General features: G+C 69.8%; 25 protein-coding genes and 1 pseudogene. 17 read left to right on the top strand and 9 right to left on the bottom strand.

Going from position 1 to position 27,000, the window contains the following annotated elements; genetic code table 11:
- The first annotated feature begins 2 nt into the window (after nt 1-2).
- Both cheB and KPB06_RS26860 read left to right on the top strand, forming a co-directional pair.
- The gene (gene cheB, locus KPB06_RS26865) at nt 3-1,007 is read left to right on the top strand and encodes a chemotaxis response regulator protein-glutamate methylesterase (protein WP_275905904.1); all 1,005 of its coding nucleotides are present in this window, start codon (nt 3-5) and stop codon (nt 1,005-1,007) included.
- A 67-nt stretch (nt 1,008-1,074) separates the two neighbouring features.
- Nucleotides 1,075-2,136 (top strand): response regulator, encoded by a 1,062-nt coding sequence (locus KPB06_RS26860; RefSeq protein WP_275905905.1) that lies wholly within the window; start codon nt 1,075-1,077, stop codon nt 2,134-2,136.
- Between the two features lie 27 nt (nt 2,137-2,163).
- Here the strand turns inward: KPB06_RS26860 and KPB06_RS26855 are convergent, their stop codons facing one another.
- Together KPB06_RS26855 and KPB06_RS26850 are read right to left on the bottom strand one after the other, a co-directional pair.
- Nucleotides 2,164-4,413 carry a putative bifunctional diguanylate cyclase/phosphodiesterase gene (locus KPB06_RS26855; protein WP_059582503.1) on the bottom strand — a complete coding sequence of 750 codons (2,250 nt, stop codon included), beginning with the start codon at nt 4,411-4,413 and terminating at the stop codon, nt 2,164-2,166.
- 285 nt (nt 4,414-4,698) lie between these two features.
- The gene (locus KPB06_RS26850) at nt 4,699-5,748 is read right to left on the bottom strand and encodes a LysR substrate-binding domain-containing protein (RefSeq protein ID WP_089465778.1); all 1,050 of its coding nucleotides are present in this window, start codon (nt 5,746-5,748) and stop codon (nt 4,699-4,701) included.
- Nucleotides 5,749-5,883: 135 nt separating this feature from the next.
- On the opposite strand from KPB06_RS26850, the gene KPB06_RS26845 reads away from it, so the two are divergent.
- The 3 genes from KPB06_RS26845 to KPB06_RS26835 all read left to right on the top strand — a co-directional run bounded on the left by KPB06_RS26845 (nt 5,884) and on the right by KPB06_RS26835 (nt 8,708).
- The gene (locus KPB06_RS26845) at nt 5,884-7,392 is read left to right on the top strand and encodes a sulfatase family protein (RefSeq protein WP_275905906.1); all 1,509 of its coding nucleotides are present in this window, start codon (nt 5,884-5,886) and stop codon (nt 7,390-7,392) included.
- The gene (locus tag KPB06_RS26840; protein ID WP_275905907.1) at nt 7,343-7,744 is read left to right on the top strand and encodes a hypothetical protein; all 402 of its coding nucleotides are present in this window, start codon (nt 7,343-7,345) and stop codon (nt 7,742-7,744) included. Before KPB06_RS26845 ends, KPB06_RS26840 begins: the two co-directional genes overlap by 50 nt.
- A 241-nt stretch (nt 7,745-7,985) precedes the next feature.
- A complete protein-coding gene (locus tag KPB06_RS26835) occupies nt 7,986-8,708 on the top strand; it encodes a haloacid dehalogenase type II (RefSeq protein ID WP_089465526.1) in 723 nt (240 codons plus the stop codon).
- A gap of 56 nt (nt 8,709-8,764) precedes the next feature.
- Here KPB06_RS26835 and KPB06_RS26830 read toward each other — a convergent pair whose 3' ends face one another.
- A complete protein-coding gene (locus tag KPB06_RS26830) occupies nt 8,765-9,556 on the bottom strand; it encodes a uracil permease (RefSeq protein ID WP_089465525.1) in 792 nt (263 codons plus the stop codon).
- A gap of 98 nt (nt 9,557-9,654) precedes the next feature.
- On the bottom strand, nt 9,655-10,614 hold the full coding sequence (locus KPB06_RS26825; RefSeq protein WP_089465524.1) for a LysR family transcriptional regulator: 960 nt from the start codon (nt 10,612-10,614) through the stop codon (nt 9,655-9,657).
- 158 nt (nt 10,615-10,772) lie between these two features.
- Between KPB06_RS26825 and KPB06_RS26820 the strand changes: the two genes are divergently transcribed.
- The 3 genes from KPB06_RS26820 to mmsB all read left to right on the top strand — a co-directional run bounded on the left by KPB06_RS26820 (nt 10,773) and on the right by mmsB (nt 14,652).
- On the top strand, nt 10,773-12,092 hold the full coding sequence (locus KPB06_RS26820; protein ID WP_275905908.1) for an MFS transporter: 1,320 nt from the start codon (nt 10,773-10,775) through the stop codon (nt 12,090-12,092).
- A 125-nt stretch (nt 12,093-12,217) separates the two neighbouring features.
- Entirely contained in the window at nt 12,218-13,744 is a 1,527-nt protein-coding gene (locus KPB06_RS26815) for a CoA-acylating methylmalonate-semialdehyde dehydrogenase (protein WP_059582517.1), read from the top strand.
- A 17-nt stretch (nt 13,745-13,761) separates the two neighbouring features.
- On the top strand, nt 13,762-14,652 hold the full coding sequence (gene mmsB, locus KPB06_RS26810; RefSeq protein WP_059582520.1) for a 3-hydroxyisobutyrate dehydrogenase: 891 nt from the start codon (nt 13,762-13,764) through the stop codon (nt 14,650-14,652).
- A 116-nt stretch (nt 14,653-14,768) separates the two neighbouring features.
- Here the strand turns inward: mmsB and KPB06_RS26805 are convergent, their stop codons facing one another.
- Nucleotides 14,769-15,011, bottom strand: a complete 243-nt coding sequence (locus KPB06_RS26805; RefSeq protein ID WP_230951180.1) for a hypothetical protein — start codon at nt 15,009-15,011, stop codon at nt 14,769-14,771.
- Here KPB06_RS26805 and KPB06_RS26800 point away from each other — a divergent pair.
- Both KPB06_RS26800 and KPB06_RS26795 read left to right on the top strand, forming a co-directional pair.
- Nucleotides 14,950-15,135 carry a hypothetical protein gene (locus tag KPB06_RS26800; protein WP_230951184.1) on the top strand — a complete coding sequence of 62 codons (186 nt, stop codon included), beginning with the start codon at nt 14,950-14,952 and terminating at the stop codon, nt 15,133-15,135. The two genes, KPB06_RS26805 and KPB06_RS26800, sit on opposite strands and share 62 nt — an antisense overlap.
- A 496-nt stretch (nt 15,136-15,631) precedes the next feature.
- Nucleotides 15,632-16,393 (top strand): DUF4397 domain-containing protein, encoded by a 762-nt coding sequence (locus KPB06_RS26795; RefSeq protein ID WP_275905909.1) that lies wholly within the window; start codon nt 15,632-15,634, stop codon nt 16,391-16,393.
- 129 nt (nt 16,394-16,522) lie between these two features.
- Here KPB06_RS26795 and KPB06_RS26790 read toward each other — a convergent pair whose 3' ends face one another.
- Both KPB06_RS26790 and KPB06_RS26785 read right to left on the bottom strand, forming a co-directional pair.
- Nucleotides 16,523-17,074, bottom strand: coding sequence for a DUF3005 domain-containing protein (locus tag KPB06_RS26790; protein ID WP_275905910.1), 552 nt, complete (start codon nt 17,072-17,074; stop codon nt 16,523-16,525).
- A gap of 202 nt (nt 17,075-17,276) precedes the next feature.
- Nucleotides 17,277-17,543 carry a lipase chaperone gene (locus tag KPB06_RS26785; RefSeq protein WP_059582530.1) on the bottom strand — a complete coding sequence of 89 codons (267 nt, stop codon included), beginning with the start codon at nt 17,541-17,543 and terminating at the stop codon, nt 17,277-17,279.
- Nucleotides 17,544-17,776: 233 nt separating this feature from the next.
- Here KPB06_RS26785 and KPB06_RS26780 point away from each other — a divergent pair, with 233 nt between their 5' ends.
- The 4 genes from KPB06_RS26780 to KPB06_RS26765 all read left to right on the top strand — a co-directional run bounded on the left by KPB06_RS26780 (nt 17,777) and on the right by KPB06_RS26765 (nt 21,977).
- Nucleotides 17,777-19,327, top strand: coding sequence for an NCS1 family nucleobase:cation symporter-1 (locus tag KPB06_RS26780; protein ID WP_316374769.1), 1,551 nt, complete (start codon nt 17,777-17,779; stop codon nt 19,325-19,327).
- 23 nt (nt 19,328-19,350) lie between these two features.
- Nucleotides 19,351-20,079, top strand: a complete 729-nt coding sequence (locus tag KPB06_RS26775) for an aspartate/glutamate racemase family protein (RefSeq protein WP_059582532.1) — start codon at nt 19,351-19,353, stop codon at nt 20,077-20,079.
- Nucleotides 20,080-20,140: 61 nt separating this feature from the next.
- Nucleotides 20,141-21,316, top strand: coding sequence for a LysR family transcriptional regulator (locus KPB06_RS26770; RefSeq protein ID WP_275905912.1), 1,176 nt, complete (start codon nt 20,141-20,143; stop codon nt 21,314-21,316).
- Between the two features lie 229 nt (nt 21,317-21,545).
- Nucleotides 21,546-21,977: a DUF1090 family protein gene (locus tag KPB06_RS26765; protein ID WP_059582537.1), complete on the top strand. Its 432-nt coding sequence runs from the start codon at nt 21,546-21,548 to the stop codon at nt 21,975-21,977.
- A 125-nt stretch (nt 21,978-22,102) separates the two neighbouring features.
- On the opposite strand, the gene KPB06_RS26760 is transcribed toward KPB06_RS26765, so the two are convergent.
- Nucleotides 22,103-23,674 (bottom strand): MFS transporter, encoded by a 1,572-nt coding sequence (locus KPB06_RS26760; protein WP_275905913.1) that lies wholly within the window; start codon nt 23,672-23,674, stop codon nt 22,103-22,105.
- A gap of 100 nt (nt 23,675-23,774) precedes the next feature.
- On the opposite strand from KPB06_RS26760, the gene KPB06_RS26755 reads away from it, so the two are divergent.
- Nucleotides 23,775-24,653 carry a LysR family transcriptional regulator gene (locus tag KPB06_RS26755; protein ID WP_275905914.1) on the top strand — a complete coding sequence of 293 codons (879 nt, stop codon included), beginning with the start codon at nt 23,775-23,777 and terminating at the stop codon, nt 24,651-24,653.
- 167 nt (nt 24,654-24,820) lie between these two features.
- Nucleotides 24,821-25,807, top strand: a complete 987-nt coding sequence (locus KPB06_RS26750; RefSeq protein WP_059583094.1) for an ABC transporter substrate-binding protein — start codon at nt 24,821-24,823, stop codon at nt 25,805-25,807.
- Between the two features lie 28 nt (nt 25,808-25,835).
- Here KPB06_RS26750 and KPB06_RS26745 read toward each other — a convergent pair whose 3' ends face one another.
- Nucleotides 25,836-26,210, bottom strand: coding sequence for a phage protein NinX family protein (locus KPB06_RS26745; RefSeq protein ID WP_099317293.1), 375 nt, complete (start codon nt 26,208-26,210; stop codon nt 25,836-25,838).
- Nucleotides 26,211-26,513: 303 nt separating this feature from the next.
- On the opposite strand from KPB06_RS26745, the pseudogene KPB06_RS26740 reads away from it, so the two are divergent.
- A pseudogene (locus tag KPB06_RS26740) lies at nt 26,514-26,990 on the top strand (glycosyltransferase family 2 protein); the annotation flags it as partial.
- Nucleotides 26,991-27,000 lie beyond the last annotated feature (10 nt).

The raw sequence follows: 27,000 nt of genomic DNA, 5'->3' as shown, positions 1-27,000 counted from the left end.
TTGTGAACATCGGCATCGTCAACGACCTCCCGCTAGCCGTCGAGGCGATGCGCCGCGCGATCGCGCGACGGCCCGAGCACCGCGTGCTGTGGGTCGCGACCGACGGCGCGCAGGCCGTCGAACTGTGCGCCACGCAGCCGCCCGACATCGTCCTGATGGACCTGATCATGCCGAAATGTGACGGGATCGAGGCGACCCGCCGGATCATGCGTTCCGAACGGCCATGCGCGATCCTGATCGTGACGAGCTGCATCGGCGCGAACGCGTGGCGCGTGTTCGAGGCGATGGGCGCCGGTGCGCTCGACGCGGTCGACACGCCGCGGCTCGGCGACGGCGCGGCCGGCGACACGACGAAACTGCTGCTCGCGAAGATCGACCAGATCGGCCACCTGCTCGACGCGCCGGGCGGCGCGCGCGTCGCCGGCGCGGCCGCACGCATCGGCGGCGGCCCGCTGGTCGCGATCGGCGCATCGGCCGGCGGCCCCGGCGCGCTCGCGTCGATCCTCGGCAGCCTGCCGGCCGATTTCAATGCACCGATCGTGATCGTGCAGCACGTCGATCGCGCGTTCGCCGAAGGCATGGCGCAATGGCTCGACGGCCAGACCCGGCTCACCGTGCGCGTCGCCCGCGCCGGCGACCGCCCGCAGCCGGGCGTCGCGCTGCTCGCCGCGACCGACGATCACCTGCGCGTCACGCGCGCCGGCACGCTCGAATACACGCGGGAACCGGCCGCCACGCCGTATCGCCCGTCGGTCGACGTGTTCTTCAACAGCCTGACCGAGCACTGGCCGGGCCGCGTGATCGGCGTGCTGCTGACGGGGATGGGCCGCGACGGCGCGATCGGCCTGAAGGCGCTGCGGATGAAGGGCTACCATACGATCGCGCAGGACGAAGCGACGAGCGCCGTGTACGGGATGCCGAAGGCGGCCGCGACGCTCGGCGCGGCGCGCGCGATCCTGCCGCTCGGGCGCATCGCGGGCGAACTGGCCGCGCTCGCGCGTATCTGAGCCCGACGATGACCACGTGCAACACCCATGCCTGCTCCTGCAACAACCGCAACAACCCGCATCGACCATGACGATTGACCTGACTCGCCCGCCCGGCGGCCCGAGCGCGTCGCCCGCCGACGCGCCGGCGATGGTGCTGCTGGTCGACGACCAGACGATCGTCGCGGAAGCCGTGCGGCGCGCGCTCGTCGACGAGGAAGGCATCGACTTCCACTACTGCCCGCGCTCGGACGACGCGATGGCCGCCGCGATCGAGACGCGCCCGACCGTGATCCTGCAGGACCTCGTGATGCCGGGCACCGACGGGCTGAGCCTCGTGCGGGCGTACCGCGCGAATCCGGCCACGCGCGACGTGCCGATCATCGTGCTGTCGACGCAGGAAGAGCCGGTGATCAAGAGCGCCGCGTTCGCGTCCGGCGCGAACGACTATCTGGTCAAGCTGCCCGATCGCATCGAGCTGGTCGCGCGCATCCGCTACCACTCGCGCTCGTACCTGAACCTGCTGCAGCGCGACGAGGCCTATCGCGCGTTGCGGCAGTCGCAGCAGCAACTGCTCGAGGCCAATCTCGAACTGCGGCGCCTCACGCACTCCGACGGCCTGACCGGGCTGTCGAACCGCCGCTATCTCGACGAATACCTGGCCGCCGAGTGGCGGCGCGGCGCGCGCGAGCGCAGCGAGCTGTCGCTGCTGATGATCGACGTCGACAACTTCAAGCTGTACAACGACACGTACGGGCACGTGTCGGGCGACAGCGTGCTCAAGCAGATCGCGTCGACGATCGAGCGCTGCCTCGGGCAATCGGGCGATCTCGCCGCGCGCTTCGGCGGCGAGGAATTCGCGGTCGTGATGCCCGGCACGTCGCCCGGCGCCGCGCGGCTGCTCGGCGAGAAGATCCGGCTCGCGGTCGAGGGGCTGCGACTGCGGCACGCGCATTCGTCGACGGGCAACCAGACCGTGACGATCAGCATCGGCGGCGCGAGCATCGTGCCCGCGCCCGGCCTGCCGACGACCGTCCTGATCGAGGCGGCCGACCGCGCGCTCTATCGGGCGAAGCACGCGGGCAAGAACCGGGTCGAGATCGATCCGTCGTCGACGCCGCCGGGCGCCGGCGGGTTCGGCGCTCGGTAGCGGCTGCAACCGGCGAACGCGCCGCGCTCAGGCGGCGCCGAGCCGGCGCGCGTAGTCGCCCGCGTCCAGCGGGCGGCTGAACAGGTAGCCCTGCTGCATGTCGCAGCCGATCTGCTGCAGGAACCACGACTGCGCCTGCGTCTCGACGCCCTCGGCCGTGACCTTCATCCCGAGCGAATGCGCCATCGCGACGACCGCCTGCGTGATCGCGACCGAGTCGTGATGATCGGGCACGCCCGACACGAACGAGCGGTCGACCTTCAGGTTGTGCAGCGGAAAGCGCTTCAGGTACGCGAGCGACGAATAGCCGGTGCCGAAATCGTCGACCGAAATCCGCACGTTCATGTCGGTGAGCGCTTCGAGCATCGGCAGCACGGTGTCCGTGTCGTTCATCAGCACGCCTTCGGTGATCTCCAGCTCCAGCGCGGACGGGTCGAGCCGCGTTTGCGCGAGACAGCGGCCGACCGATTCGACGAGCCCTTCATGGAACTGCCGCGGCGACAGGTTGACGGCCAGCATCAGGTCCGGCGCGATCGTGCGACGCCACTCGGCGGCCTGCCGGCACGCGGTTTCGAGCACCCACTGGCCGATCGCGACGATCAGCCCCGTATCTTCCGCGACCGGAATGAATTCCGCCGGCGACATCGGCCCGAGCTCGGGGCTCGTCCAGCGCAGCAGCGCCTCGGCGCCGACCGTGCGGCCGCTGCGCGCATCGATGACGGGCTGATACGCGAGCCGCAGCGTGTCCGACGCCAGCGCGCGCCGCAGCGACTGCTCGATCGCGAAGCGGCGCTGCAGCCGCAGGTTGAGCTGCGCGGTGAAGAACGTGAAGTGGTTGCGGCCGCGCTGCTTCGCGTCGTACATCGCCGAATCGGCGTTGCGCATCAGCGTCACCGCATCGTCGCCGTCGCGCGGCGCGACGCTGATGCCGATCGATACGCCGAGCCAGTATTCGTTGTTCGCGATCGCGAACGGCTTCGCGATCGCGTCGATCACCTCGCGCGCGAGCACCGCGAGACGGTCGGGATCGTCGCAGTCGTCGACGAGGATCACGAACTCGTCGCCGCCGACGCGCGTGAGCGCGTAGCGGCCGTCCGCGCAGGCCGCGAGCCGCGACGCGACGCTGCGCAGCAGCGCGTCGCCCGCGTCGTGGCCGGCCGTGTCGTTGACCTTCTTGAAGCCGACCAGATCGATGAACAGGATCGCGACGCGCGCGGGCCCGCCCGCCGCGTCGGGCGCGCCGAACAGCTCGCGCATGCGGTCGCCGAGCCAGCGGCGGTTGTAGAGGCCCGTCAGCGCGTCGCGGGTCGCCATGTAGCGCAACTGCTGCTGCGCTTCGCGCACGGGGCCGATGTCGTTGAACGACACGAGCACCGAATCGGCCTGCGTGTCGCCCGGCCTCACGATCGGCACCGCGTTGCCGCGCACCCAGATGATGTCGCCGTCCGCGAGACCGAAGCCGACCGTATAGTCGAGCATCGGCGTGGCCGTCTCGAGCGCGCGCCGGCTCGGCCAGTCGTGCGGCTCGATCGGCGTGCCGTCCTCGCGCAGCTTGCGCAGGATCACCGTCGACAGCCGGCGGCCGACGAGCTCGCCCTTCACGCGCATCATCCGGTTCGCGCTCGGATTGCTCGCGATCACGACGCCGTCGCGCGAGACGACGAGGATGCCCTCGCTCAGGCTGTTGACGACGAGCCGGTGATGTTCCTCGCTGCGCGCGAGCTGGCGCGCGATCCGGTCCTGATGCACCGCGAGGCCGACGCTGTTGCCGATATCGCGCAACAGCGCGGTTTCCTCGTCGCTGGGCCGGCACGGCCGCGGGTGATAGACGGCGAACGCGCCGAGCACGGCGCCCGCATCGTCGAGAAACGGCACCGACCAGCACGCGCGCAAGCCCAGCGGCAACGCGATCGCGCGGTAGTCGGCCCATAGCGGATCGGTTTCGATGTCCTCGACGGTGACCATCCGGCGCTCGTACATCGCGGTGCCGCACGAGCCGGCCGCGGGCCCGATCGTCGCGCCGTCGATCGCCGCGCTGTACTGCGCGGGCAACGACGGCGCCGCGCCCACGCGCACGTGCATGCCGTCCGTATCGAGCAGCAGGATCGTGCACGACGCGCCGTCGCCGAGCAAAGCCTCGGCACGCCGGCAAACCTCGATCAACAGTTCCGGCAGCGGCGTGTTGCGTGTGATCAGCCTCAGCACGCTCTGCTCGGATGCGAGCACTTCCGCGGCGAGCCCGAGGCTGTAGCGAGAACTTTGCGGTTCGGTATTCAAAGTGAATCCTGCCGTCTGTCCGACCGGGTCTGATGCGCCCGATTCGTTTTCGATATTTCGTGCCCTGTTCCGCCTCGGGTTTACGCCGATGCCCGGTGCGCCCCGTTTGCGCGCCGAGCGAGGGCGCGCCGAAATCTATTTAACACCAATCCGTGACGATCGGCATACCTGCTTCCATCAGGGGATACGCTCGGTTGCCGCGCTGCCCCCGCCAGCGGCGAACGGTTCGCCGCCAGGTTGCTGCACCGCACGAAGGCCGCGCGCGCGTTCTCCGAAAGCGATCCGTCAGAATGTGTCCGTGCCCCGCTCCGTCGCCGGTCGGTCGTCCGCGCCAGGATGCGTGCGCGTCACCGCGCTCAGCGCGTCGATCGCCGCGGCGACCGACACGCTCGCCGGCGCCGCATACAACGCACCGACCGTCTCCGGCATCGTCGACAACTTCAGCGGCAGCCGGCCGACGCGCTCGCCAGCCCGCGCGGCGAGGTCGAACGCGCGGGCCGACTGCACGAACAGGCACGGCGACTGGTCGGCGACCGCGCGGTTGGTCTGCCACGACACCGACTCCATCAGCACGGCCGGCGGCGCCAGGCCGGCCTTCGCGAACTCGGCATCGAGCGCCGTGCGCGCGGGAGAACCGAACGGCGGCGCGATCCACGGAAACGCGGCGGCGTCGCGCCAGCCGATCCGCGCACGCCCGAGCAACGGATGGCGCGGCCCGCATACGACGATCATGTCGTCGCGGTACAACGGCGCGACGGCGAGTCCCGCGCTCAACGCCGACGCGTCGAGCCGGCACACGAGCAGGTCGAGCTCGTGGCGCCGCGCCTGCACGAGCATCCGGTCGAGCGTGTCTTCCCGCACATTGAGCTGTACGGGGCGGCCGGCTTCCCGCAGCCACGCGAGCGCGCCCGGAATCAGTTGCGGTGCCATGTTCGGCAGCAGGCCGATCGACACCGGTCGGCCGGCGCCGGTCCGCAATGCGTCGAACGCGGGTGCGACGCCGCGCATGTCGGTCAGCACGCGGCCGATGCATTCGAGCAGCGCATCGCCGTATGCCGTCGGCGCGACCCGCCGCGACGTGCGCTCGAACAGCGGCAGGCCGAGCGAGTCCTCGAGCTCGCGCAGCCATTTCGACAACGCCGGCTGCGTGATCGACGCGGCCTCGGACGTGCGCGCGAAGCTGCGTGTGCGGCCGAGCGTATCGAGCGTTTCCATGTCGCGCACACGCAGCCGCCGCAGCGCCTGCGCGATGCGCTGCTCGTGGGCCGGCGCGCCGGGCGGCGCGAGCGGGCCCGGTCGCGTGCGGCCGGCCGGGCCGCGGGGGTCGAGGGTCACGGGCGCCTCCGTCATTCATGTTCGTCAGGTTATCGATCGACCCTGATCTTTCATCGATCGATACGCGATCCTGCCGCATAGTCGTCGGCATGAAAACCCCCGGCACGAGCCGTGCATGACCAGGAGACAGCCGACGTGAAAGACGATCAGGACGCCCCCGCCACCGAGCCCACCGCGCGGCGTCGGTTCCTCAAGCTGGCCGGTGCGGCCGTCGCGTCGGCCGGCATCGGCGCCGATGCGCTGGCCGCGAACCCGCCGCCGCCGGCCCCGGCCGCCGGTACCGCGACCGCCGCGACCGCCTCAGCCGTCGATCCCGGCTTGCGCGGCGCCGCAACGGCGCCCGCCACCCCGCCCGCCGGCTACAACATCCTGTTCATCCTGACCGACCAGGAACGCCACTTCGACCGCTGGCCGTTCCCGGTGCCCGGCCGCGAAGCGCTGCGCCGCGACGGCATCACGTTCATGCATCACCAGATCGCCGCATGCGTGTGCTCGCCGTCGCGCTCGACGGTCTATACGGGGCAGCACATCCAGCACACCGGCGTGCTCGACAACGCGGGCCTGCCCTGGCAACAGGACATGTCGCCGGACATACGCACCGTCGGCCACATGCTGCGCGATGCCGGCTACTACGCCGCGTATCTCGGCAAGTGGCACTTGAGCGCGTCGATGCACGAAACCGCGAGCCCGTACACGGCGCCCGTGGCCGACTACAACCGCACGATCCGCGCGTACGGCTTCGACGACTACTTCGGCGTGGGCGACCTGATCGGCATGGTGCGCGGCGGCTACGAGTACGACGGGCTCACGGCCGAGGCCGCGGTGAGCTGGATGCGCAACCATGCGCCGCGCCTCGCGAAGGAAGGCAGGCCGTGGTTCCTCGCGGTGAATCTCGTGAACCCGCACGACGCGATGTTCGTGAACACCGACACGAACGGCTCGACGGTGCAGGATGCGAACCATCCGATGCTCGGCAACGCGCCGCCGCCGAACGACGCGCTGTACCGCACGTCATGGCGCGACGTGCCGCTCGCGGCGTCGCGGCGGCAGCCGTACGACGAGCCGGGGCGGCCGCCCGCGCACGGCATGTTCAACGCCGCGCATGCGAACCTCGTCGGGCGCTACCCGTTCACCGACGAACGCGTGCGCCTCTATCAGGACAACTACTTCAACTGCATCCGCGATTGCGACACGCACGTCGTGCGCCTGCTGCAGACGCTGCGGTCGCTCCAGCTCGACGAACGCACGATCGTCGTGATGACGGCCGACCACGGCGACCACGTCGGCGCGCACCAGCTCGTCGGCAAGGGCGCGGCCGCGTACCAGCCGCAGAATCACGTGCCGCTCGTGATCCGGCATCCCGCGTATCCGGGCGGCATGCAGTGCGATGCGCTGACGTCGCACATCGACATCGCGCCGACCTTGCTCGGACTCACCGGCCTCGACGCCGCGCGGCTCGCGACGATCCGCGGCAGCGCGTTGAAGGGGCACGACCTCACGCGCTGGCTCGCGAAACCGGCGGACGCGAAACGGCGCGGCGCGCGATGCGACGCTGTTCAACTACGCGATGCTGCTGTACTACGACAGCGAATGGATGCTGAAGGAACTCGGCACGCTGCGGCAGAAAGGCGTGCCGGAGGATGAACGGCTGCGCCGCGCGCTCGCGCAGCAGCCGGATTTCCGGTTGCGCGGCACGATCCGCAGCGTGTTCGACGGCCGCTACCGCTTCACGCGCTATTTCTCGCCGCTCGAATTCAACCGGCCGACGACGATGGAGGATCTGTTCGCGCGCAACGACGTCGAGTTGTTCGACATCGCGAGCGACCCGGGCGAGATGCGCAATCTCGCGATGGACAGGAAGCAGCACGGCGAATTGCTGCTCGCGATGAACGGCCGCCTGAACGACCTGATCGCCAGCGAAGTCGGCGACGACAGCCCGGACGTGATGCCGATTCGCCACGGGAAGGTGCAGGTGCAGGTCCGCAAGCGGCACTGACCGCCTGAACGCACCGGGCCCCAGTCGAGGTTCGGCGCGCGCGTCAGCCGGTACCGTCCGGCCGGCCGCCGCGCGCCGTCGCCGCGCGCGCCGGCTCTGGCGCGACCGGCGCGCGAGCCACGCACCGCGCCCTCCCGGGCCGGGTTTTCGTATCCGTGATTCAATGTCGATCGAACCGGCGCCATGCCATCCGGCGGCACGGCGATGTGACCCCTCATCGAACGACCTTCACTCGATCACCATGACGAACCCTGCCGAAATCAAGGCGCTCGTTTTCGATGTCTTCGGAACGATCGTCGACTGGAGAAGCGGCGTCGCGCGCGGCGCCGCCGCATTCCTTGAGCGTCACGCGCCGACGCTCGACCCGTTCGCGTTCGCCGACGCGTGGCGCGCCGAATATTCGCCGTCGATGGAAGAAATCCGCAGCGGACGCCGCCGCTACGTGCGGCTCGACGTGCTGCATCGCGAGAACCTCGTGCGCACGCTCGACCGTTTCGGGATCGTCGACGCGCCCGATGCCGACATCGACGCGCTCAATCTCGCATGGCACCGGCTCGATCCGTGGCCCGACTCCGTCGCCGGGCTGCACCGGCTGAAGCAGCGCTACATCATCGCGCCGCTGTCGAACGGCAACATCCGGCTGATGGTCGACGTCGCGAAACACGGCGGGCTGCCGTGGGACGCGATTCTCGGCGCCGAGGTCGCCCGCGCGTACAAGCCGTCGCCGGCCGTCTATACCGAAGCGGTCGAGATTCTCGGCCTCGCGCCGGCCGAGCTGTGCCTCGTGGCCGCGCACAACGGCGATCTGGCCGCCGCGCGCCGGCTCGGGCTGTCGACCGCGTTCGTGCTGCGGCCGACCGAGCACGGGCCCGGCCAGACGACCGACCTGCAGGCCGACGACGCGTGGGATTTCGACGTCAGGGATCTGAACGAACTCGCCGATCGGCTGGGCTGCCCCGGTTGACTACCGGCGGCGCGGCCGCCCCCCCCGCGCCGCGACCGCGAGGCGACGGGGCGCCGTTACTTCACGACCGCCCGCCATGCGGCCCGCGCATAGAGCAGCAGCAACGGCAGCAGCGCCAGCGCGAACAGCATGCCCAGCGCGAGCACCCACACCGGCCATTGCTGCGGATTCCCGTGCACCCAGTAACGGTACGGCACGCTCAGGAATGCGATTTCCATCAGCAGCGCGCCGAGCGGCACGAGCCCGTTCACCACCGCCGCCATGCCGAAGCGGGCCGCGCTGTCGATTTTCTTCCCGGCCCCGTACGCCGCGATCAGATAGACGAAATACCCGATGATCGCGACCATCACCGCGCCGCCGGCCAGCAGGCCGATACTGCGCACGCTGCGCTCGTGCAGTTGACGCGCCCCTTGCGGCAACACGACATCGACCTTCTCGCCGATTTCGGGCACGGCGCCCGAGCGGATGTTGCCGGGCAGCACGATGCGCTCGCCATTCGGCATCACGGCTTCCAGGATCGACGTGTACTTGATGCACCGGTACGAAGAGGTTCGCCCCGAGCTTTCGCGGCGCTCGCAGGTGTCCCACTCCGACTGGTAGGACACGACGGTCGCTTCGTACGTCGGCGACACCGCAAGCGCGTAAATCTCGTCGCCGATCCAGTACGCGAACGGGAACAACAGCGACACCAGGCAAAAACACACGAGCCACCAGAACGCGACCGCGCCGCCGGAGCCGCGCTTGCCGCCCGTCTGGCGGCGCACCATGCGCGACGCGAGCCAGTAAGCGGCCACGCCGAATACGACCACGCACACCACGAAAACCTTGCCCGCATGCGTCAAAGCCATCTGCCTCCCCCCGATAGCCGGTCGAATCGCCGCCGGCTGTTTCGTCATCCACGTCGGTCATGTCGATCGCGCCGCCGTCGCGACGCGCGTGCAACCCGCTATGCCGGCTCGCCAACGAACCTCAGCGCCCCCGACTCCCCCGCCAGCAACGCACGGTTTGCATCCGCCGCCGCGCGCAGGTAATCCCACAGCGCGGTCACGCGCCGCAGCTTGCGCAGATCCTCGCGGCACGTCAGCCAGAAACATCGCGTGACGACCACGTCGTTCGGCAGCACGGGCACCAGCGCCGGCTGCGTGGCCGCGATGAAGCACGGCAGGATCGCGAGGCCGCCGCCCTGCAGCGCCGCGAAAACCTGCGCGATCACGCTCGTCGTGCGCAACCCGGCCGTCGCGCCGGGGACCGCGCGATCGAGGTACAGCAGCTCGTTGCTGAACGCGAGATCGTCGACGTAGCTGATGAACGCGTGCCGCGCGAGATCGTCCGTGCAGGTAATCGGCGCGTGGTTCGCCAGATAGTCGCGCGTCGCATAGAGCCGCAACTGGTAGTCGCACAGCTTCGTGACCACATAAGGCCCGCGCTCGGGCCGCTCGAGCGTGATCGCGAGATCGGCCTCGCGCTTGGGCAGGTTGACGAAATGCGGCACCGGCAGCAGATCGACCGTCACGTGCGGATGCGCGGCGCGGAACCGCGCGAGCTGCGGCGCGAGGAAAAAACAGCCGAACCCCTCGGTCGACCCGATCCGCACGTGGCCCGACAGCGCCTCGCCAGTGTTCGCGACCTGATCGCACGCGGATTGCACGGTCGTCTCCATCGCATCCGCATACGCGACGAGCCGCTGTCCTTCGGCCGTCAGCGTGAAGCCGCCGGAGCGCGACTTGTCGAACAGCAGCGTGCCCATCGCGGCCTCGAGCGCGCGAATGCGCCGCGCGACGGTCGTGTAGTCGACGCCGAGACGCTTCGCCGCGCCGCTCGCGCGCTGCGTGCGCGCGACTTCGAGGAAAAAGCGCAGGTCGTCCCAGTTCAGGTTGCCGGAAACCGGCTCGGTGGCATGTCGCATCGGCGAGGGGAAAAAGGCGGGCGTCTCCGGGCCGGCCGTCGATATGCATAAATGCACATCCAACCGGTTTCTTTGTCGGTACATCATGAATCCGCGCATAACTATACTCGACCGTGACCTGCGGACCATGAGCCGCGGGCAATAAAACCGGAGACACCATGCAGACCCGATCCACCCTCGATGAGCATGCGACCATCGCGACGCCGGCGCCCGAGCGCACCGCGAAGCACTACCTGCTGGCCGGCTGGGCCAGCATGGCCGGCACCACGATCGAGTGGTACGACTTCTTCCTGTACGGCACGGCCGCCGCGCTCGTGTTCAACCGCATCTTCTTCCCGTCGCTGGACCCGGTCGTCGGCACGCTCGCCGCGTTCGGCACGTTCGCGGTCGGCTTCATCGGGCGACCGATGGGCGGCATCGTGTTCGGCCACTTCGGCGACCGCATCGGCCGCAAGTCGATGCTGATGATCACGCTGCTGCTGATGGGCGTACCGAGCATGATCATCGGGCTGATCCCGTCGTACGACAGCATCGGCTACTGGGCCGCCGCGCTGCTGATCGCGATGCGCTTCCTGCAGGGAATGGCCGTGGGCGGCGAATGGGGCGGCGCGGTGCTGATGGCCGTCGAGCACGCGCCCAACGGCCGCAAGGGGCTGTTCGGCAGCCTGCCGCAGACGGGCGTCGGGCTCGGCCTGATCCTGTCGTCGGTGGCGATGGCCGCGGTGGCCGCGCTGCCGGAAGGCGACATGCTGTCGTGGGGCTGGCGCGTGCCGTTCCTCGCGAGCATCGCGCTCGTCGGCCTCGGCTGGTTCATCCGCGCGAAGGTGCCCGAATCGCCCGACTTCGAGAAGATGCAGCGCCAGGGCAAGGCCGAGAAATCGCCGGTGACGGCCGCGCTGCGCCGCCATCCGCGCGAAGTGCTGACGATCGTCGGCGCGCGCGCCGCCGAGAACACGTGGTTCTACATGGTCGTCACGTTCGCACTCGCTTACGCGACGCAGCAGCTGCATCTGCCGAAGGCCGAGATGCTGCACGCGATCACGGCAGGCGCCGCGCTGTCGCTCGTGACGATGCCGCTGTGCGGGCATCTGAGCGACCGCATCGGCCAGCGCCGGATGTTCGCGATCGGCCTCGTGCTGATGTGCGCGTTCGCCGCGCCGTTCTTCATGATGCTCGGCACGCAGCAGACGTCGACCGCGTGGTGGGCGATCGTGCTCGGCCTCGGCGTCGTGTTCCCGATTCTCTATGCGCCGGAATCGCTGCTGTTCGCGCAGCAGTTTCCCGCGGAAATCCGCTACAGCGGCATCTCGCTGTCGGTGCAGTTGGCCGGCGTGATCGGCGGCGGCTTCGCGCCGATGATCGCGACGTCTCTGCTGAAGGCCGGCGGCGGCCAGCCGCACTACGTGATCGCGTACCTCGTCGGCTTCGGTGTGTTCGCGCTTGCTTGTACCGCGCTGATGCGTCCGGCGCGGACGTAAGCCCACCGGCTCGCATCGCCCGCCCGCATTCATTCGATTTCCCTTCGACCTGCCGCCCGCCGTGCCAGCGCGCGCGGCGGACGCAGCCCCTTTTTCATCGTCACACCGTTTCCCCGGAGCATGCCATGAACGCCGCAGTCCCCCAGACCACCCTCGCCCTGCCCACCGCCAAGCTGCTGATCGACGGCGCGTTCGTCGATTCGCAAAGCGCCGAATGGGGCGACATCGTCAACCCCGCGACGCAGGAAGTGATCGGCCGCGTGCCGTACGCGACGCTCGACGAGGTCGATGCCGCGATCGCGTCCGCGCAGCGCGCGTTCCAGACCTGGAAGACGACGCCGATCGGCGCGCGGCTGCGCATCATGCTGAAGTTCCAGGATCTCGTGCGCCGCAATCTCGAACGGATCGCGCACACGCTGACGGCCGAACAAGGCAAGACGCTGCCCGACGCGCAGGGCGACATCTTCCGCGGCCTCGAAGTGGTCGAGCACGCGTGCTCGATCGGCACGCTGCAGCAAGGCGAATTCGCGGAGAACGTCGCGGGCGGCGTCGATACCTACACGCTGCGCCAGCCGATCGGCGTGTGCGCGGGCATCACGCCGTTCAACTTCCCCGGCATGATCCCGCTGTGGATGTTCCCGATGGCGATCGTGTGCGGCAACACGTTCGTGCTGAAGCCGTCCGAGCAGGACCCGCTGTCGACGATGCAGCTCGTCGAGCTCGCGATCGAGGCCGGCGTGCCGCAAGGCGTGCTGAACGTCGTGCACGGCGGCAAGACGGTGGTCGACCGCCTGTGCACGCACCCGGACATCAAGGCGATCTCGTTCGTCGGCTCGACGCGCGTCGGCACGCACGTGTACAACCTCGGCAGCCAGCACGGCAAGCGCGTGCAGTCGATGATGGGCGCGAAGAATCACGCGGTCGTGCTGCCCGACGCGCATCGCGAGCAGTCGATCAACGCGCTCGTCGGCGCGGGCTTCGGCGCGGCCGGCCAGCGCTGCATGGCGACGTCGGTCGTCGTGCTCGTCGGCCAGGCGCGCGACTGGCTGCCCGATCTCGTCGAAAAGGCGAAGGCGTTGAAGGTCAACGCGGGCGCCGAAGCCGGCACCGACGTCGGTCCGGTCGTGTCGAAGGCGGCGAAGGCGCGCATCCTGTCGCTGATCGACGCCGGCGTGAACGAAGGCGCGACGCTGCTGCTCGACGGCCGCGACGTGAAGGTGCCCGGCTACGAGCACGGCAATTTCGTCGGCCCGACGATCTTCTCGGGCGTGACGACCGACATGTCGATCTACAAGGAGGAAATCTTCGGGCCGGTGGTGGTCGTGATGGAAGCGGACACGCTCGACGAGGCGATCACGCTCGTCAACCGCAACCCGATGGGCAACGGCGTGGGCCTGTTCACGCAGAGCGGCGCGGCCGCGCGCAAGTTCCAGAGCGAAATCGACGTCGGCCAGGTCGGCATCAACATCCCGATTCCGGTGCCGGTGCCCTACTTCAGCTTCACCGGCTCGCGCGGCTCGAAGCTCGGCGATCTCGGCCCGTACGGCAAGCAGGTCGTGCAGTTCTATACGCAGACGAAGACGGTCACCGCGCGCTGGTTCGACGACGACGCGACGGCCGGCGGCGTGAACACGACGATCGCGTTGCGCTGACCCGACGGAGCCCGGACATGGAAATCGCCTTCATCGGACTCGGCAACATGGGCGGCCCGATGGCCGCCAACCTGCTCAAGGCCGGCCACGCGCTGACGGTGTTCGACCTCGATGCGAACGCGGTCGACGCCGCGGTGCGCGCGGGCGCGACGGCGGCGGCGTCGCCGCGTGACGCCGCCGCGCGCGGCGCGTTGATCATCACGATGCTGCCGGCCGCGCAGCACGTGCGCGCCGTCTACCTCGGCGACGACGGCGTACTGGCCGGCGCCCGAGCCGGCGCGACGCTGGTCGACTGCAGCACGATCGATCCCGGCACCGTGCGCGCGGTGGCCGACGCCGCCGCGCGGCGCGACCTCCCGCTCGCCGACGCGCCCGTGTCGGGCGGCACCGGCGGCGCGCAGGCCGGCACGCTGACCTTCATGGTCGGCGCGGACGGCCCGCTGTTCGAGCGCATCCGCCCGGTGCTGCTCGACATGGGCAGGAACGTCGTGCACTGCGGCGGCACCGGCACCGGGCAGATCGCGAAGATCTGCAACAACCTGCTGCTCGGCATCTCGATGATGGGCGTGGCGGAAGCGATGGCGCTCGGCGCCGCGCTCGGCATCGATCCGGCCGTGCTGGCCGGCATCATCAACACGTCGACCGGCCGCTGCTGGAGCTCGGACACGTACAACCCGTACCCGGGCGTGAGCGACGCGGCGCCGGCCGCGCGCGGCTATGCGGGCGGCTTCGCGGCGAACCTGATGCTGAAGGATCTCGGGCTGGCGACGGAAGCCGCACGCGGCGCGCATCAGCCGGTGTGGATGGGCGCGCTCGCGCAGCAGCTCTATCAGTCGATGAGCCAGCAGGGGCTCGGCACGCTCGACTTCTCCGCATGCGTGAAGCTGTACGAGGCGCAGCCGGCCTGACCCGCCGGGCCGACGCCGGACGTGCGCCGGCCCGCGACGTGCCGGTACGGCATCGCGGGTCGGTTTGCCATGCGGGGGAAGGAAAACGCGGGCGGCGCAGTCATGCCGCCGGCCGGTCAACCGCGCGGGTTAGACGCCGTCTCGAAGGTCGGATGGCACTCGAACGCGAGTTCGGAGCGCGCGTCGACGCGGCGGCCGCCGGTCAGCGATTCCTGCTTCACGCTCGCGCGCATCCCGCGCTGCGAGCAGTAGTTGGTGGCTTCGCTGACGGCCTTCGCATGGGCGTCGGCCCATGTCGTGGACACGCCGAGCGTGCGCGTCGTCACGGTGAATACGTTCGGGTTCGACGTCGTGGTCACGTCGGAAGCGGTCGAACACGCGGCGAGCAAGCATGCAGTAGCCGCAACGGTCAACCATCGCAAGGTTCGAAAAGAGACTGGAATGGACATGGAGGGCAAGCGCACGCCGTTCGACGCGCATTGAGCAACATAGGCGACAGTATGCCTGCTCGATCGCCGGAGATCATGCCCCTTTCGCTGAACACATTGTTTCGAATGGTTAAACGATGGCCGAACCCGGCAAGAATTACAGCCGCCGCCGGCCATCGTTTTCGTGCGGCAGGTCATTTCGCCCGGCGCGCTGGCCACGCGGGATGCGTCGGGCCGCCCGGCGGGCATGGGGATCGGCGGCGCACTGGCGCTTGCCTAATGCCGCCCGGTTAGCGACCGCACGCGCCACGCCCTTTTTACAACCGCGCCGCTCACGCGGTTCGCGCCCGCGCCTCGCGCCGCCATCCCGGCCAGTGCCCGCCCGCCTGCGTCCGTCGCGCCTGGTCTTCCCGCAGGCACGTCGATTGCGTCATCCTCGCGCCCGCCCTCCGGCGGACAGCCAACTTCCTTCCAACCGGCGCTGCGCCCCGCGCGATCGTTCACGCGGCGGTCCGGCATCGCAATACAGGTTTCCTGAACGAGAGGACGACATGAAATCAATACGAACGATAGTGGCCCTGTGCTCGGTCATTTCCATGCTCACGGCATGCGGCGGCGGCGACGACGCCGGGACCGTACTCGGCATCTCGAAGCCGCAGGCGCGCTTCATCAACGCGGTGCCGGCCGGCCCGAACCTCGACTACTACCTGAATGCGAAGGTCGACCAGGCGGGCGTCGCCTACAAGGGCGTGACGCGCTATCACGACATCGATTCGGGTAATCAGACCGCGAGCTATGACGTATCGGGCACGACGACGACCATCGCGTCCCAGTCGTTCAGCGCGGCGAACGGTCACCATTACACGACGATCGCGCTGCCGAGCACGACGTCGCTGATCTCCGTCATCGACGATCCATACGACAAGGGGCTGCTGTCCGACAAGGCGCGCGTGCGCAGCTTCAACGCGTCGCCGAATGCGCAGAACGTCGACGTGTACATCGTGGCGCCGGGCACCGACATCACGACGGTCAGCCCGACGATGGCGGGCGCCGCCTACCAGAATGCCGTGCCGGCAACGACGCAGGATTCGGTGTACCTGAACGGCGGCACCTACCAGGTGGTCGTCACGACGGCCGGCAGCAAGTCGCCGATCCTCAAGACCGCGCCGGTCAACATCGGCAACAACGCCGACTGGCTGCTTCTGACGATTCCGTCCGGCGGCATCGGCGACGTGACGCCGAACGACATCCACGTGCTGGTCGCGCAGGGCAACGACGCCGATACGTCCGCGCAGGAGCTGGGGCCGCAGTAACGCGGCAAGGGTCCGAAAACGGTCGCGGCGGCCGGTGCGATTGCATCGGCCGCCGCGTGTCGTATACCGGGATCCAACGTCGCGGGATCAAACGTCGCGGGATCAAACCGCCAGCATCAGTGCCGGCTATCAGTCGTCCACCCGCTCGAGGCAGATCACGTGCTCGGCACGCGAGCCGTCGCCGTGCGCGATATCCACGTCGCCGACATGGCGCACGCGCCAGCCCGGCCGCGTCGCGATCTGCGGCATGTTGCCGGACGGACGGCTCTCGATCCCGCCCAGCCCTTCGTCGGGCGTATCGACCGCTTCGTCGAGCGACGCGTTCGAATAGATCACGTTGTCCTGCAGTTCGGACGCGCCGGTGCGCGCCTCCATGCCCTTGCCGTCGACGTCGACCGTGTTGTCGGTCATCGCCATGTTCGCGTTGTCGAGCGTGACGATCCGGCCGGCGGCCCGACGCACCGGATCGCCGCTGTCGACCGCATGCGCATCGACGTCGATCTCCGGCAGGCCGGTCGGCATCTTGCCGGCGACTGCCTCCGGCGTCAGCGGACGCCGCGCGACCTGCTCGGCCTGGGTCGCCGCGTCGGGCATGTCGCCGGCGGCCGGCGTCTTCACCGGGCTCTTCTCGATCTGTTCCCGCTGCTTTTCGGGGGTAGGGTTCGATTCCGCGTTCTGCATCGCACCTCCTTGGCCGGCCGACGCACGCCGGCGTCACGCCGTCGCCGCCGGGCCGGAAATCGCTACAACGGTCCTTGCAAATCTTTCATGCGCAGCGCTGCGCGCGCGCGTCGTCCGCCTGGCCCACCTGCCGTCGGGCACTGCGGCGGCCGGGAAGTGGGCGACACGCTCGCGCGCCGCCCGCCTGCCGCCCGGACGCGGGTCAACCGCCGCCGCTCGCGCCGGCCGGCGCCGAAGCCGCGCCCGGCAGGCTCGCACCGGTGTCGCCGCTGCTGCCGGCCGCCCCGCTGCTGGGCATGCCCGACGGCGCGGTGGAGGGCGCGGTGGAAGGCGCGGCCGACATGCCGCTCGATGCGCCCGAGTCGGCGTTGTCGCTCTTCTTCTGGCAGCCGGCGCCTGCCGCGAGGCCCGCGATCAGGATGCCGGCGAAGACGGCTCGCGATACGTGACGAAATGAATATCGCTGCATGACACCTCCGCTGATGTCGATGTGAAGGGAACCCGTTGACCCGCAATTTGCGTGCCGCGCGCCGGCCGGCGCGGCCGGGCGCGTTCCATTTGTTTTTCGAATGCCCCCCAGCCGAATATTTAATTTCCCATCGCCGTACCTGCCGCCCATACTCGCGAACAAATCCGAGACATAACGTCCACGGCGGCCGGGCCCGCGCCGCGTGCATACGCGGCCGGTTTCGCGCCCCGCACATGGAAGGAGACAACGGCGTGCAACTGGAAGCCATCCACCGCGCGAGCATCGGGCTCGGCGCGGACGACGCATCGCATCGACACGGTACGGCCGCGCGCGAGCCCGCGCCGAGCCCGCGGCTGCACAACCCCGATCTCGCGCCGACCCGGGCCGAAGGCCGGACGTGGGGCCGCTACAGCATCTTCGCGCTCTGGACCAACGACGTGCACAACATCGCGAACTACTCGTTCGCGATCGGGCTGTTCGCGCTCGGCCTGTCGGGCTGGCAGATGCTCGCGTCGCTCGCGATCGGCGCGGTGCTCGTGTACTGCTTCATGAATCTCACCGGCTACATGGGCCAGAAAACCGGCGTGCCGTTCCCGGTGATCAGCCGGATGAGCTTCGGCATCTACGGGGCGATGCTGCCCGCGATGATTCGCGCGGTGATCGCGATCGCATGGTTCGGCATCCAGACCTATCTCGCGTCGGTCGTGCTGCGCGTGCTGCTTACCGCGATCTGGCCGGGCCTTGCCGCGTTCGACCGGAATGCGATCTTCGGGCTGTCGACGCTCGGCTGGATCACGTTCGTCGCGATCTGGCTCGTGCAGATCGGCATCCTCACGTACGGGATGGAGATGGTCCGCAAGTACGAGGGGCTCGCCGGCCCGGTGATCCTCGTCACGACGCTGTCGCTCGCCGCGTGGATGTTCAGCCGCACCGGCGGCCACCTCGCGATGTCGATCGGCAAGCCGATGACCGGCCTGAAGATGTGGACGGAAATCTTCGCGGGCGGCGCGCTGTGGCTCGCGATCTACGGCACGCTGGTGCTCAACTTCTGCGATTTCACCCGTTCGTCGCCGAGCGCGAAGACGGTGCGCGTCGGCAACTTCTGGGGCCTGCCGGTCAACATCCTCGTGTTCGCGACGATCAGCTTCGTGCTTGCCGGCGCGCAGTTCAAGCTGAACGGCCACGTCATCCACAGCCCGACGGAAATCATCGCGACGGTGCCGAACAAGCTGTTCCTCGTGCTCGGCTGCCTCGCGTTCCTGATCGTGACGGTGGCCGTGAACATCATGGCGAACTTCGTCGCGCCGGCCTTCGTGCTGACGAGCCTCGCGCCGCACCGCCTGTCGTTTCGCCGCGCGGGCCTCATCAGCGCGACGCTCGCCGTGCTGATCCTGCCGTGGAACCTGTACAACAGCCCGATCGTGATCGTCTATTTCCTGTCCGGCCTCGGTGCGCTGCTCGGCCCGCTGTACGGGATCATCACGGTCGACTACTGGCTCGTGCGCAAGCAGCGCGTGAACGTGCCCGATCTCTATTCCGAAGCGCCGACCGGCGCCTACTTCTACACGCGCGGCGTGAACCGCAACGCGCTCGCGGCGCTCGTGCCGTCCGCGCTGATCTCGATCACGCTCGCCGTCGTACCGGCCTTCAGCGCGATGACGCCGTTCTCGTGGCTGCTCGGCGCGGCGATCGCGGGCGGCGTGTACTGGCTGCTGGCCGATCGAAAACGGCATTACGAAGCGCGCTCGGGCGAACACATCGCGGTTGCCTGCGCGCGACACTGACACACACGCATACGGAGTCACGGATGAGGATCCTGGTAGTCAACGTCAACACGACCGAGTCGATCACCGACGCGATCGCCGCGCAGGCGCAGGCCGCCGCGTCGCCCGGCACGGAGATCGTCGGGCTCACGCCGCGCTTCGGCGCGGAGTCGGTCGAAGGCAACTTCGAGAGCTACCTCGCGGCGATCGCCGTGATGGATCGCGTGATGAGCTACGACGAACCGTACGATGCGGTGATCCAGGCCGGCTACGGCGAACACGGCCGCGAAGGGCTGCAGGAATTGCTGACGGCGCCCGTCGTCGACATCACCGAAGCAGCCGCGAGCGTCGCGATGCTGCTCGGCCATCGCTACTCGGTCGTCACGACGCTCGACCGCACGGTGCCGCTGATCGAGGATCGCCTGAAGCTCGCCGGGCTCGATGCGCGTTGCGCGTCGGTGCGTGCAAGCGGTCTCGCGGTGCTGGAACTCGAGGAGAACCCGGCGCGCGCGATCGAGTCGATCGTCGACGAGGCGCAGCGCGCGGTGCGGGACGATCATGCGGAAGTGATCTGCCTCGGCTGCGGCGGGATGGCCGGCCTCGACCGGCAGATCGAGGAATGCACGGGCGTGCCGGTCGTCGACGGCGTATCGGCCGCGGTCGCGCTCGCCGAGTCGCTGGTGCGCCTGAAGCTGAAGACGTCGAAGGTCCGCACCTACGCGCCGCCGCGCCCGAAGCGGATCGTCGGCTGGCCGGGCACCTTCGCGAAATGACGGGCCGCCGGCCGGCCGCCGCGTCGCGCGGCCGCCTCGCCTCGCCGGGACGCGTATCGACATGCGCGATCCGCTAGATCCGGCCGCGCCGCCCCGCGACGCGTCCGACGACTCGGGCGCGCTCGACGTGCTGGATGCGCGGCTGATGCGCATCCTGCTCGTGCTGCTGACCGAGCGTACCGTGTCGCGTGCGGCCGTGCGCCTGAACATGTCGCAGCCGGCGACGAGCGCCGCGCTCAAGCGCCTGCGCACGCTGCTCGGCGATCCGCTGCTGGTGCGCAGCCGCTACGGGATGGTGCCGACGGAGTTCGGCGCGCGACTGATCGAGCCGTTGCGCAACGCGCTGCGCGTGATCGATTTCATCCGCATCCAGCAGCCGACGTTCGACGCGCGCACGTCAGTGCGCACCTACCGGATCGGCTGCCCCGACTACCTGAACGTGCTGTTCGTGCCGAAACTCGTCGCGCTGTTTCGCGAGCGTGCGCCGAACGCGCAACTGGTGTTTCATCCGCTCGGCGACGGGTTCGACGACGAGCGCGCGCTGGCCGACGGCGAGCTCGACGTCGTGATCGACAACCGGCCCGCGCGCCGGTCGCGCTTCCGTCAGGACGACCTGTTCGACGACCGCGTCGTGTGCCTGATGCGCGCGACGCATCCGCTCGCGCGGCGCGGCGCGATGACGGCCGCCGCGTTCGCGGCGGCGCCGCAGCTATGCCCGACGCCGTCGTGGCTCGAAGCGTCCGGCGCGATCGACCGGCAGCTCGAACGCGTGGGCCTGCAACGGCGCATCGCCGTCACGCTGCCGCACTTCGAGCTCGCCGCGCATGCGCTCGTGCGCGCCGACCTGATCCTCACCACCACGTACCGGCTCGCGCGGCACTACGCGAAGCTGCTGCCGCTCGCCGCGGTCGCGCTGCCGACGGAACCGCCGGACATCGTGTACCGGATGACGTGGAACGAATCGGGATCGTGTGTGGAAGGCGTGCGGTGGCTGCGCGGGCTGATCGCGGAAGCGACGCGCGCATGGCTCGACGCCGACGCGACGCTGCCGGCCGTCGCCGCGATCGCCGCTTCGGGGATCGATGCGGATACCGTGAAAACCGCACCGAACGTCGCCGACTCCTCGGAGCCGACCCGTCGCCCGCGCCGCACACCGGCCGCGCATGGTCACGCGTCCCACCCGGCGCGCGTCGCGCAAGCGGCACGCATCCATCGCCTCGCGACGAAACCGCACTGACCGGCGCAGGCGTCACGCGGCGTTCCCCTTCCGCCGCCCGCGCCTGCAACGATTCGCTGCTCAACGCGTGCACGCGCGGATGGTCCGTGCGATTCCCTATTCGGACTCAAGTCAGACTAGTCCTATTTACGCGCCCGGTACCGAATCGTCAGAATGCGTTCTCGAAACATCGCCGCGACCGTACCGCATCGCTGATTCACCCGGCCGCTATCCTGTCGAGAACCCCACCATGAAGAAAACGCTCGTTATCCTGGCCATTCCCGCCGCACTGCTCGCGAGCACCGGCGCCTTCGCCGATACGCAAGATTGCGCGACACGCATTCGTGCACTGCAGACGCAGATCGACAACGCGAAGCGATTCGGCAACACGCATCAGGCGATGCGCCAGCAGGCCGCGCTCGAACAGATCAAGGCCAATTGCACGGACGCCGGCCAGCTCGCGCGCGCCGAGCGCAAGGTCGCCGACAAGCAGCGCGATCTGCAGCACGCGCAGGACGAGGTGCGCGACGCACAGGCACGAGCCCATGAAGCCGAAACGCTCGGCGATGCGAAGAAGCTGAACAACGCGCAACGCAAGCTCGCCGACAAGCAGGCCAAGCTGCGCGACGCCATGCGCAAGCTGCACGACGCGCAAGTCGATCGCGACGCACTGAAAGGCTGACGGGATGCGTCAAAGGACGTACCGGGTCATACGTGCCGCGTGAGAGTGCGAGCCGCACCGGCAGCGAGACGAGCGACCCCGAGCATCGACAGCAGAACGATGCGCTGCGCATGCAAGCGTCCGCGTCACGCGGGTTCGCGCATCGGTTGCGTAAGCAACTTGTACGCAACGACGGCCGCAACCAGCGCCAGTACGCCGCTTACCTTCAGCGCATCGGCGAATCCGCTCGCGAACGCGGCCGGCGCCGCCTGTGCGAGCGCACCGGCAGCCGATGGCGGCACGCGGCCGAGCGCCTGCGCGAGGTCGCCGGCCAGCAGGCTCGACATGAACGGCGCGTCGACGAATGCGCGCAGGCCGGGCGTCGCGGACAGCAGCCCGTCGAGCCGCGCATGCGTACTCGCCGCCAGCACCGCGCCGAGCACGCCCACGGCCGTGACGATCGCCGAGAAGCGGGTCGTCGTGCTGATGCCCGACGCCATGCCCGTGCGATTCGGCGGCACGCACGCCATGATCGCTTTCTGCGTGTCGCCGTTCATGATGCCGGCGCCGCACCCCGTCACGAACATGCCGAGCGCGACGAGCCGGTAGTCGCCGCCGCCCGTCAGCGCCGCGGTCGCGAGGTTGCCCGCGCCGATCAGCGCGAGCCCGCCGGCCAGCACGCCGCCGGACGACACGCGCGCGGCGAGCGCCGCGCCGAGCGACGGGCCGGCGATCATCGCGAACGCGAACGGCAGCATCCCGAGCCCTGCATCGATCGCCGACATCCCGAACGCGTTTTGCAGGTACAGCGGCAGGAACGTCATCATCACCTGCGCGCACGCCGCGTAACCGAACATCGCGAGCACGGCGCCGACGAAGCGCGGCTGGCGAAACAGCGCGAGATCGATCATCGGCCGCGCCTGCCAGCGCTCCGCGCCGACGAACGCCGCCAGCAGCGCCGCCGCGAGCGCGAACCGGCCCAGCGTCGCGATGGACAGCCAGCCGTGCGACGGCGCGCCGATCAGCGCAGCGATCGCGCAGGCGAGCGCCGCGCCGAACAGCAGGCTGCCGGCCACGTCCACGCGCTTCGCATGGGGATCGTTCGATTCGTCGATCGCGACGTGCGCGCCGGCCGCCAGCAGCAGGCAGACGGGCAAGTTCAGCAGGAACACCCAGCGCCATCCGATCCATTGCGTGATCGCGCCGCCGACGAGCGGCGCGATGGCCGTCGCGATCCCCATGCACATGCCCCAGATCGCCCACGCGCGTGCGCGCTCGCGCCCGTCCGGGAAACGGTTCGCGATCACCGCGAGCGCCGCGGTCAGCAGCAGCGCGGCGCCGCCGCCCTTCACCGCACGCGCGGCGATCAGCCAGCCCGCCGACGGCACGACGCCGCAGCCGAGCGACGCGATGAAGAAGAGCGCGAGGCCCGCGAAGAGCATCCGCTTGCGCCCGAAGCGGTCGGCGAGCCCGCCGGCCGGCAGCAGGCACGCGGCGAACGCGGTCATGTACGCGCTGACGACCCACTCGATATCGGCGAAGCTCGCGTGAAAGCCGCGCGCGATGCTCGGCAGCGAGACGGCCACCACGTTCGTGTCGAGCACGATCAGCGAACAGGTCGCGGACGCGACGGCGAGCGTCGCGGCGGCAGGCAGACGGACGCCGGCGGGCGGGGCGGCGGCCGCGCTTGCGCGCGACGCCGGTGAAGACTGAGACATCGGCCACTCCGGAACAGGATGAACGAGCCGTATGCTAGGCTCGCCCGGTATTGCCTGTCATTGATACTTCCATGCTGTTTCATTGACGAAAACTGCAACCATGGGTCACCTCGAATTCCGTCATCTGCGCGCGTTCCTGAGCGTCGCGCAACACCTGCATTTCGCGCGCGCGGCCGAGGCGCTCGACATGGCGCCGCCCGCGCTCACGCGGCAGATCCAGGAAGCCGAGCGCGTGCTCGGCGTGCGGCTCTTTCACCGGTCGCGCCGCGCCGTCACGCTGAGCGCGGCCGGCGAGGCCTATCTCGCGGAAGCGAGAGCCGCAGTCGAGCACCTGCAGCGAGGCCGCGAACTCGCCGCGCTGGCCGAACGCGGCGAACTCGGCCGGATCGAGATCGGCTACGTGTCGTCGGCCGTCTATTCGGGCACGCTGCAGCGCACCGTCGGCGCGTTCCGCGCCGCGCACCCGCGCATCGAGCTGAACCTGCGCGAGGTGCCGATGGACGACGTCGCGAACCAGCTCGACACGGGCCGGCTCGACCTCGCGTACGTGCGCCCGCCGCTGGCGCTGCCCGGCGGCCTGCGGATCGTCACGCTGCAGCGCGACGTGTTCGTCGCGGCCGTGCCGGCCGATTCGCGTTATGCGGCGATGGCGACCGTGCGCGCGGCGGACCTCGCCGACGCGCGCTTCGCTGTGCCCGAACAGGCGCTCGGCACGCTCGAAGTCGCGCGCCGCGGCCGCTTCGCGCCGGTCGTCGCCGCGCGGCCGGGCGGCCTGCTCGCGGTACTCGCGTGCGTGTCGGTGAACGGCTGGGTCGCGGTGATCCCCGATGCACTTGCCGGTTGCGTGTCGCTGCCGGGCGTCGTGTACCGGCCGATCGCCGGCAAACCGATCATGTCGGCGCTCGCGCTCGCGCACCGGCGGTTCGAAAAGGCGCCGGCCGTGCGGGCATTCCTGCGGACGATTCGGCCGGCCGCGTAAGACGTGCGCGCCCGGGCGCCGGGTCGGGCGCCGCCGCACCGGCCAAACCGGCCGCCCTCCGCACGAATATGCATTTCACGATTCGATGTTTGTCGGCCGGAAACCGATTCCGTAACCTGCCCGGCAGCCGCGCCGTCCGCGCGCGGATCACCGAGGACACGCCGCCGATGACCCACCCTTTCGCCACAGCGCGCCGCCGCGCGCTGCAGCGCCTTGCCGCCCTCGCCGCCGCGCCGCTCGCGGGCGGCCTCGCACTGCCCGCCCGTGCGGCCGGCGCCGACCTGTCGGGCGTCACGCTCGTGCTCGGCGACCAGGCCGGCGGCCTGCGCGCGCTGGCCGAAGCGGCGCGCGTGCTCGACGGCACGCCGTACCGGTTCCGCTGGGCCAACTTCCAGGGCGCCGCGCCGCTGTTCGAAGCGCAGCGCGCGGGCGCGATCGATCTCGCGCCGGCCGGCGACCTGCCCGTCCTGACGGCCGCGCTCGGCGATCCGTCGCTGCGGATCGTCGCGACGCGCGTCGGCTCGCCGACGTCGCTCGGCATCGTCGTGCAGCCGGACTCGCCGGTTCGCACCGTGGCCGACCTGAAAGGACAAACCGTCGTCGTATCGTCGGCGCGCGGCAGCATCTCGCAATACCAGTTGTACGGCGCGCTGCGCGAACATGGGCTCGCGCCGCGCGACGTCGAGGTGCGTTTCGTCCTGCCGGTCGACGCGTTCGCCGCGTTCGAGGCGAAGCGGATCGGCATCTGGGCCACGTTCGATCCGTACTACGGGCATGCGGTGCGACGCGGCGCGCGCATCGTCCGCGACGGCAGCGGCATCAACTCGGGGCTCGCGTTCCTCACGTCGCCAGTCGAAACGCTCGACGATCGCGGCAAGCGCGCAGCGCTCGCGGACGTGCTCGCGCGGCTCGCCCGTGCGGGCCAATGGGCGCTCGCGCACCCGGCCGACTACGCGAGCGTCTATGCGTCGCTCACGCGTCTGCCGCCCGACGCCGCCACCGATATCGCGCGCCGGGCCGCGCTCGCGCAGCGCAGCCTCAGCGGCGCCGACATCGACGTGCTGCAGCGCGTCGCCGATCGCGCGGCGGCGGACGCGATCCTGCCGCGCCGCGTCGACGTCGCGTCGATCGCCATCCGGAACGTGTCGGCCTGAGTGGCGCCGCGCGGCGCGCGACGCACGGTCAGCGCGGGCGCGCCATATCGAGGTCGGGCACGTCGTCGCCGAACGTCGACGCGACGACCGTGCGCATCGCGGCAATCAGCAGCGTCGGCCCCGACTGGTTGAACGTGCAGCGCTCGCCCGCGGCCGGCACGGCCCGATGCAACACGGCGCGCCACGCGCCCCGCCCGCCATCGCGCTCGAACGCGGCGAACGGCCGCCGATCGACGATCGGGCCGCCGTCCGCCCAGGACGACGACGGCGCGAACGGCGCCGGCACGCCGCCCGCCGTGCGAACAGACGTGCATCCGTACGCGTCGGCACGTGGCGCATCATGGCCTTCCGCGATCGCGACCCAGTAATCCAGCGCCGCGCCTGTCAGATCCTGGACTTGCATGCCCCTCTCCGTTACCGTCGTGACAGCAACATGCTAACGGTTGCGCGCGTATGCAGACCGGTCCGAACGCCAACGCCCCTCGGCACGGGCGGCATCGCGGAAAATCCCCCCGAGCAAACCCGCGCATGCTGTCACTCGCGTGCCGTTCGTGCGTAGAATGATCCGACGGTTCGCCGCCCCGGCCGGCGGCAGCCAGCGAGGCCGTCATAACCGCGACATGCGCACCGGTCCGGGCCCGTTTCCGCACGTTCGCCGGCAACAGAACCAGACAACGCGCCGCAGACCGGATCTCACGGGGGACGTATGTCCAGGCACACCCTGAAGCCGTTGGTATCGCTCGTCGCGCCGTTTCACGACGAAGCGGAAGCGATCGATGCGTTCTTCGCGACCACCGTTCCGATACCGGAAGCGATCGGCACCGCGCGCTTCGAAATCGTTTGCGTAAACGACGGCAGCCGCGACGGCGCGCTGGACAAGCTGATCGACATCGCGGTCGCCGATCCGCGCGTACGCATCGTCGATCTCACGCGGCGCTTCGGCAAGGAGGCCGCGCTCACCGCGGGCCTCGACGAGGCGGCCGGCGCGGCCGTGATCCTGACCGACGCCGACCTGCAGGGCCCACCGTCCCTGATTCCCGCGATGCTCGAACGCTGGCACGCGGGCGCCGAGGTCGTCGCCACGAAGCGCACCGACCGGATGTGCGATCCGCTGATGCAACGCATGGCGGCCGCCCTCTGCTACCGCGTGCACAACCGGCTTTCCGAAGTGCCGCGCAATCTGTCGGCCAAGT

This window comes from Burkholderia semiarida (assembly GCF_029268935.1).
In the GTDB taxonomy this organism is placed as follows: domain Bacteria; phylum Pseudomonadota; class Gammaproteobacteria; order Burkholderiales; family Burkholderiaceae; genus Burkholderia; species Burkholderia semiarida.
The sequence above is the reverse complement of the archived record's forward strand: the minus strand, read 5'-3'. Positions and strand labels throughout refer to the sequence as shown.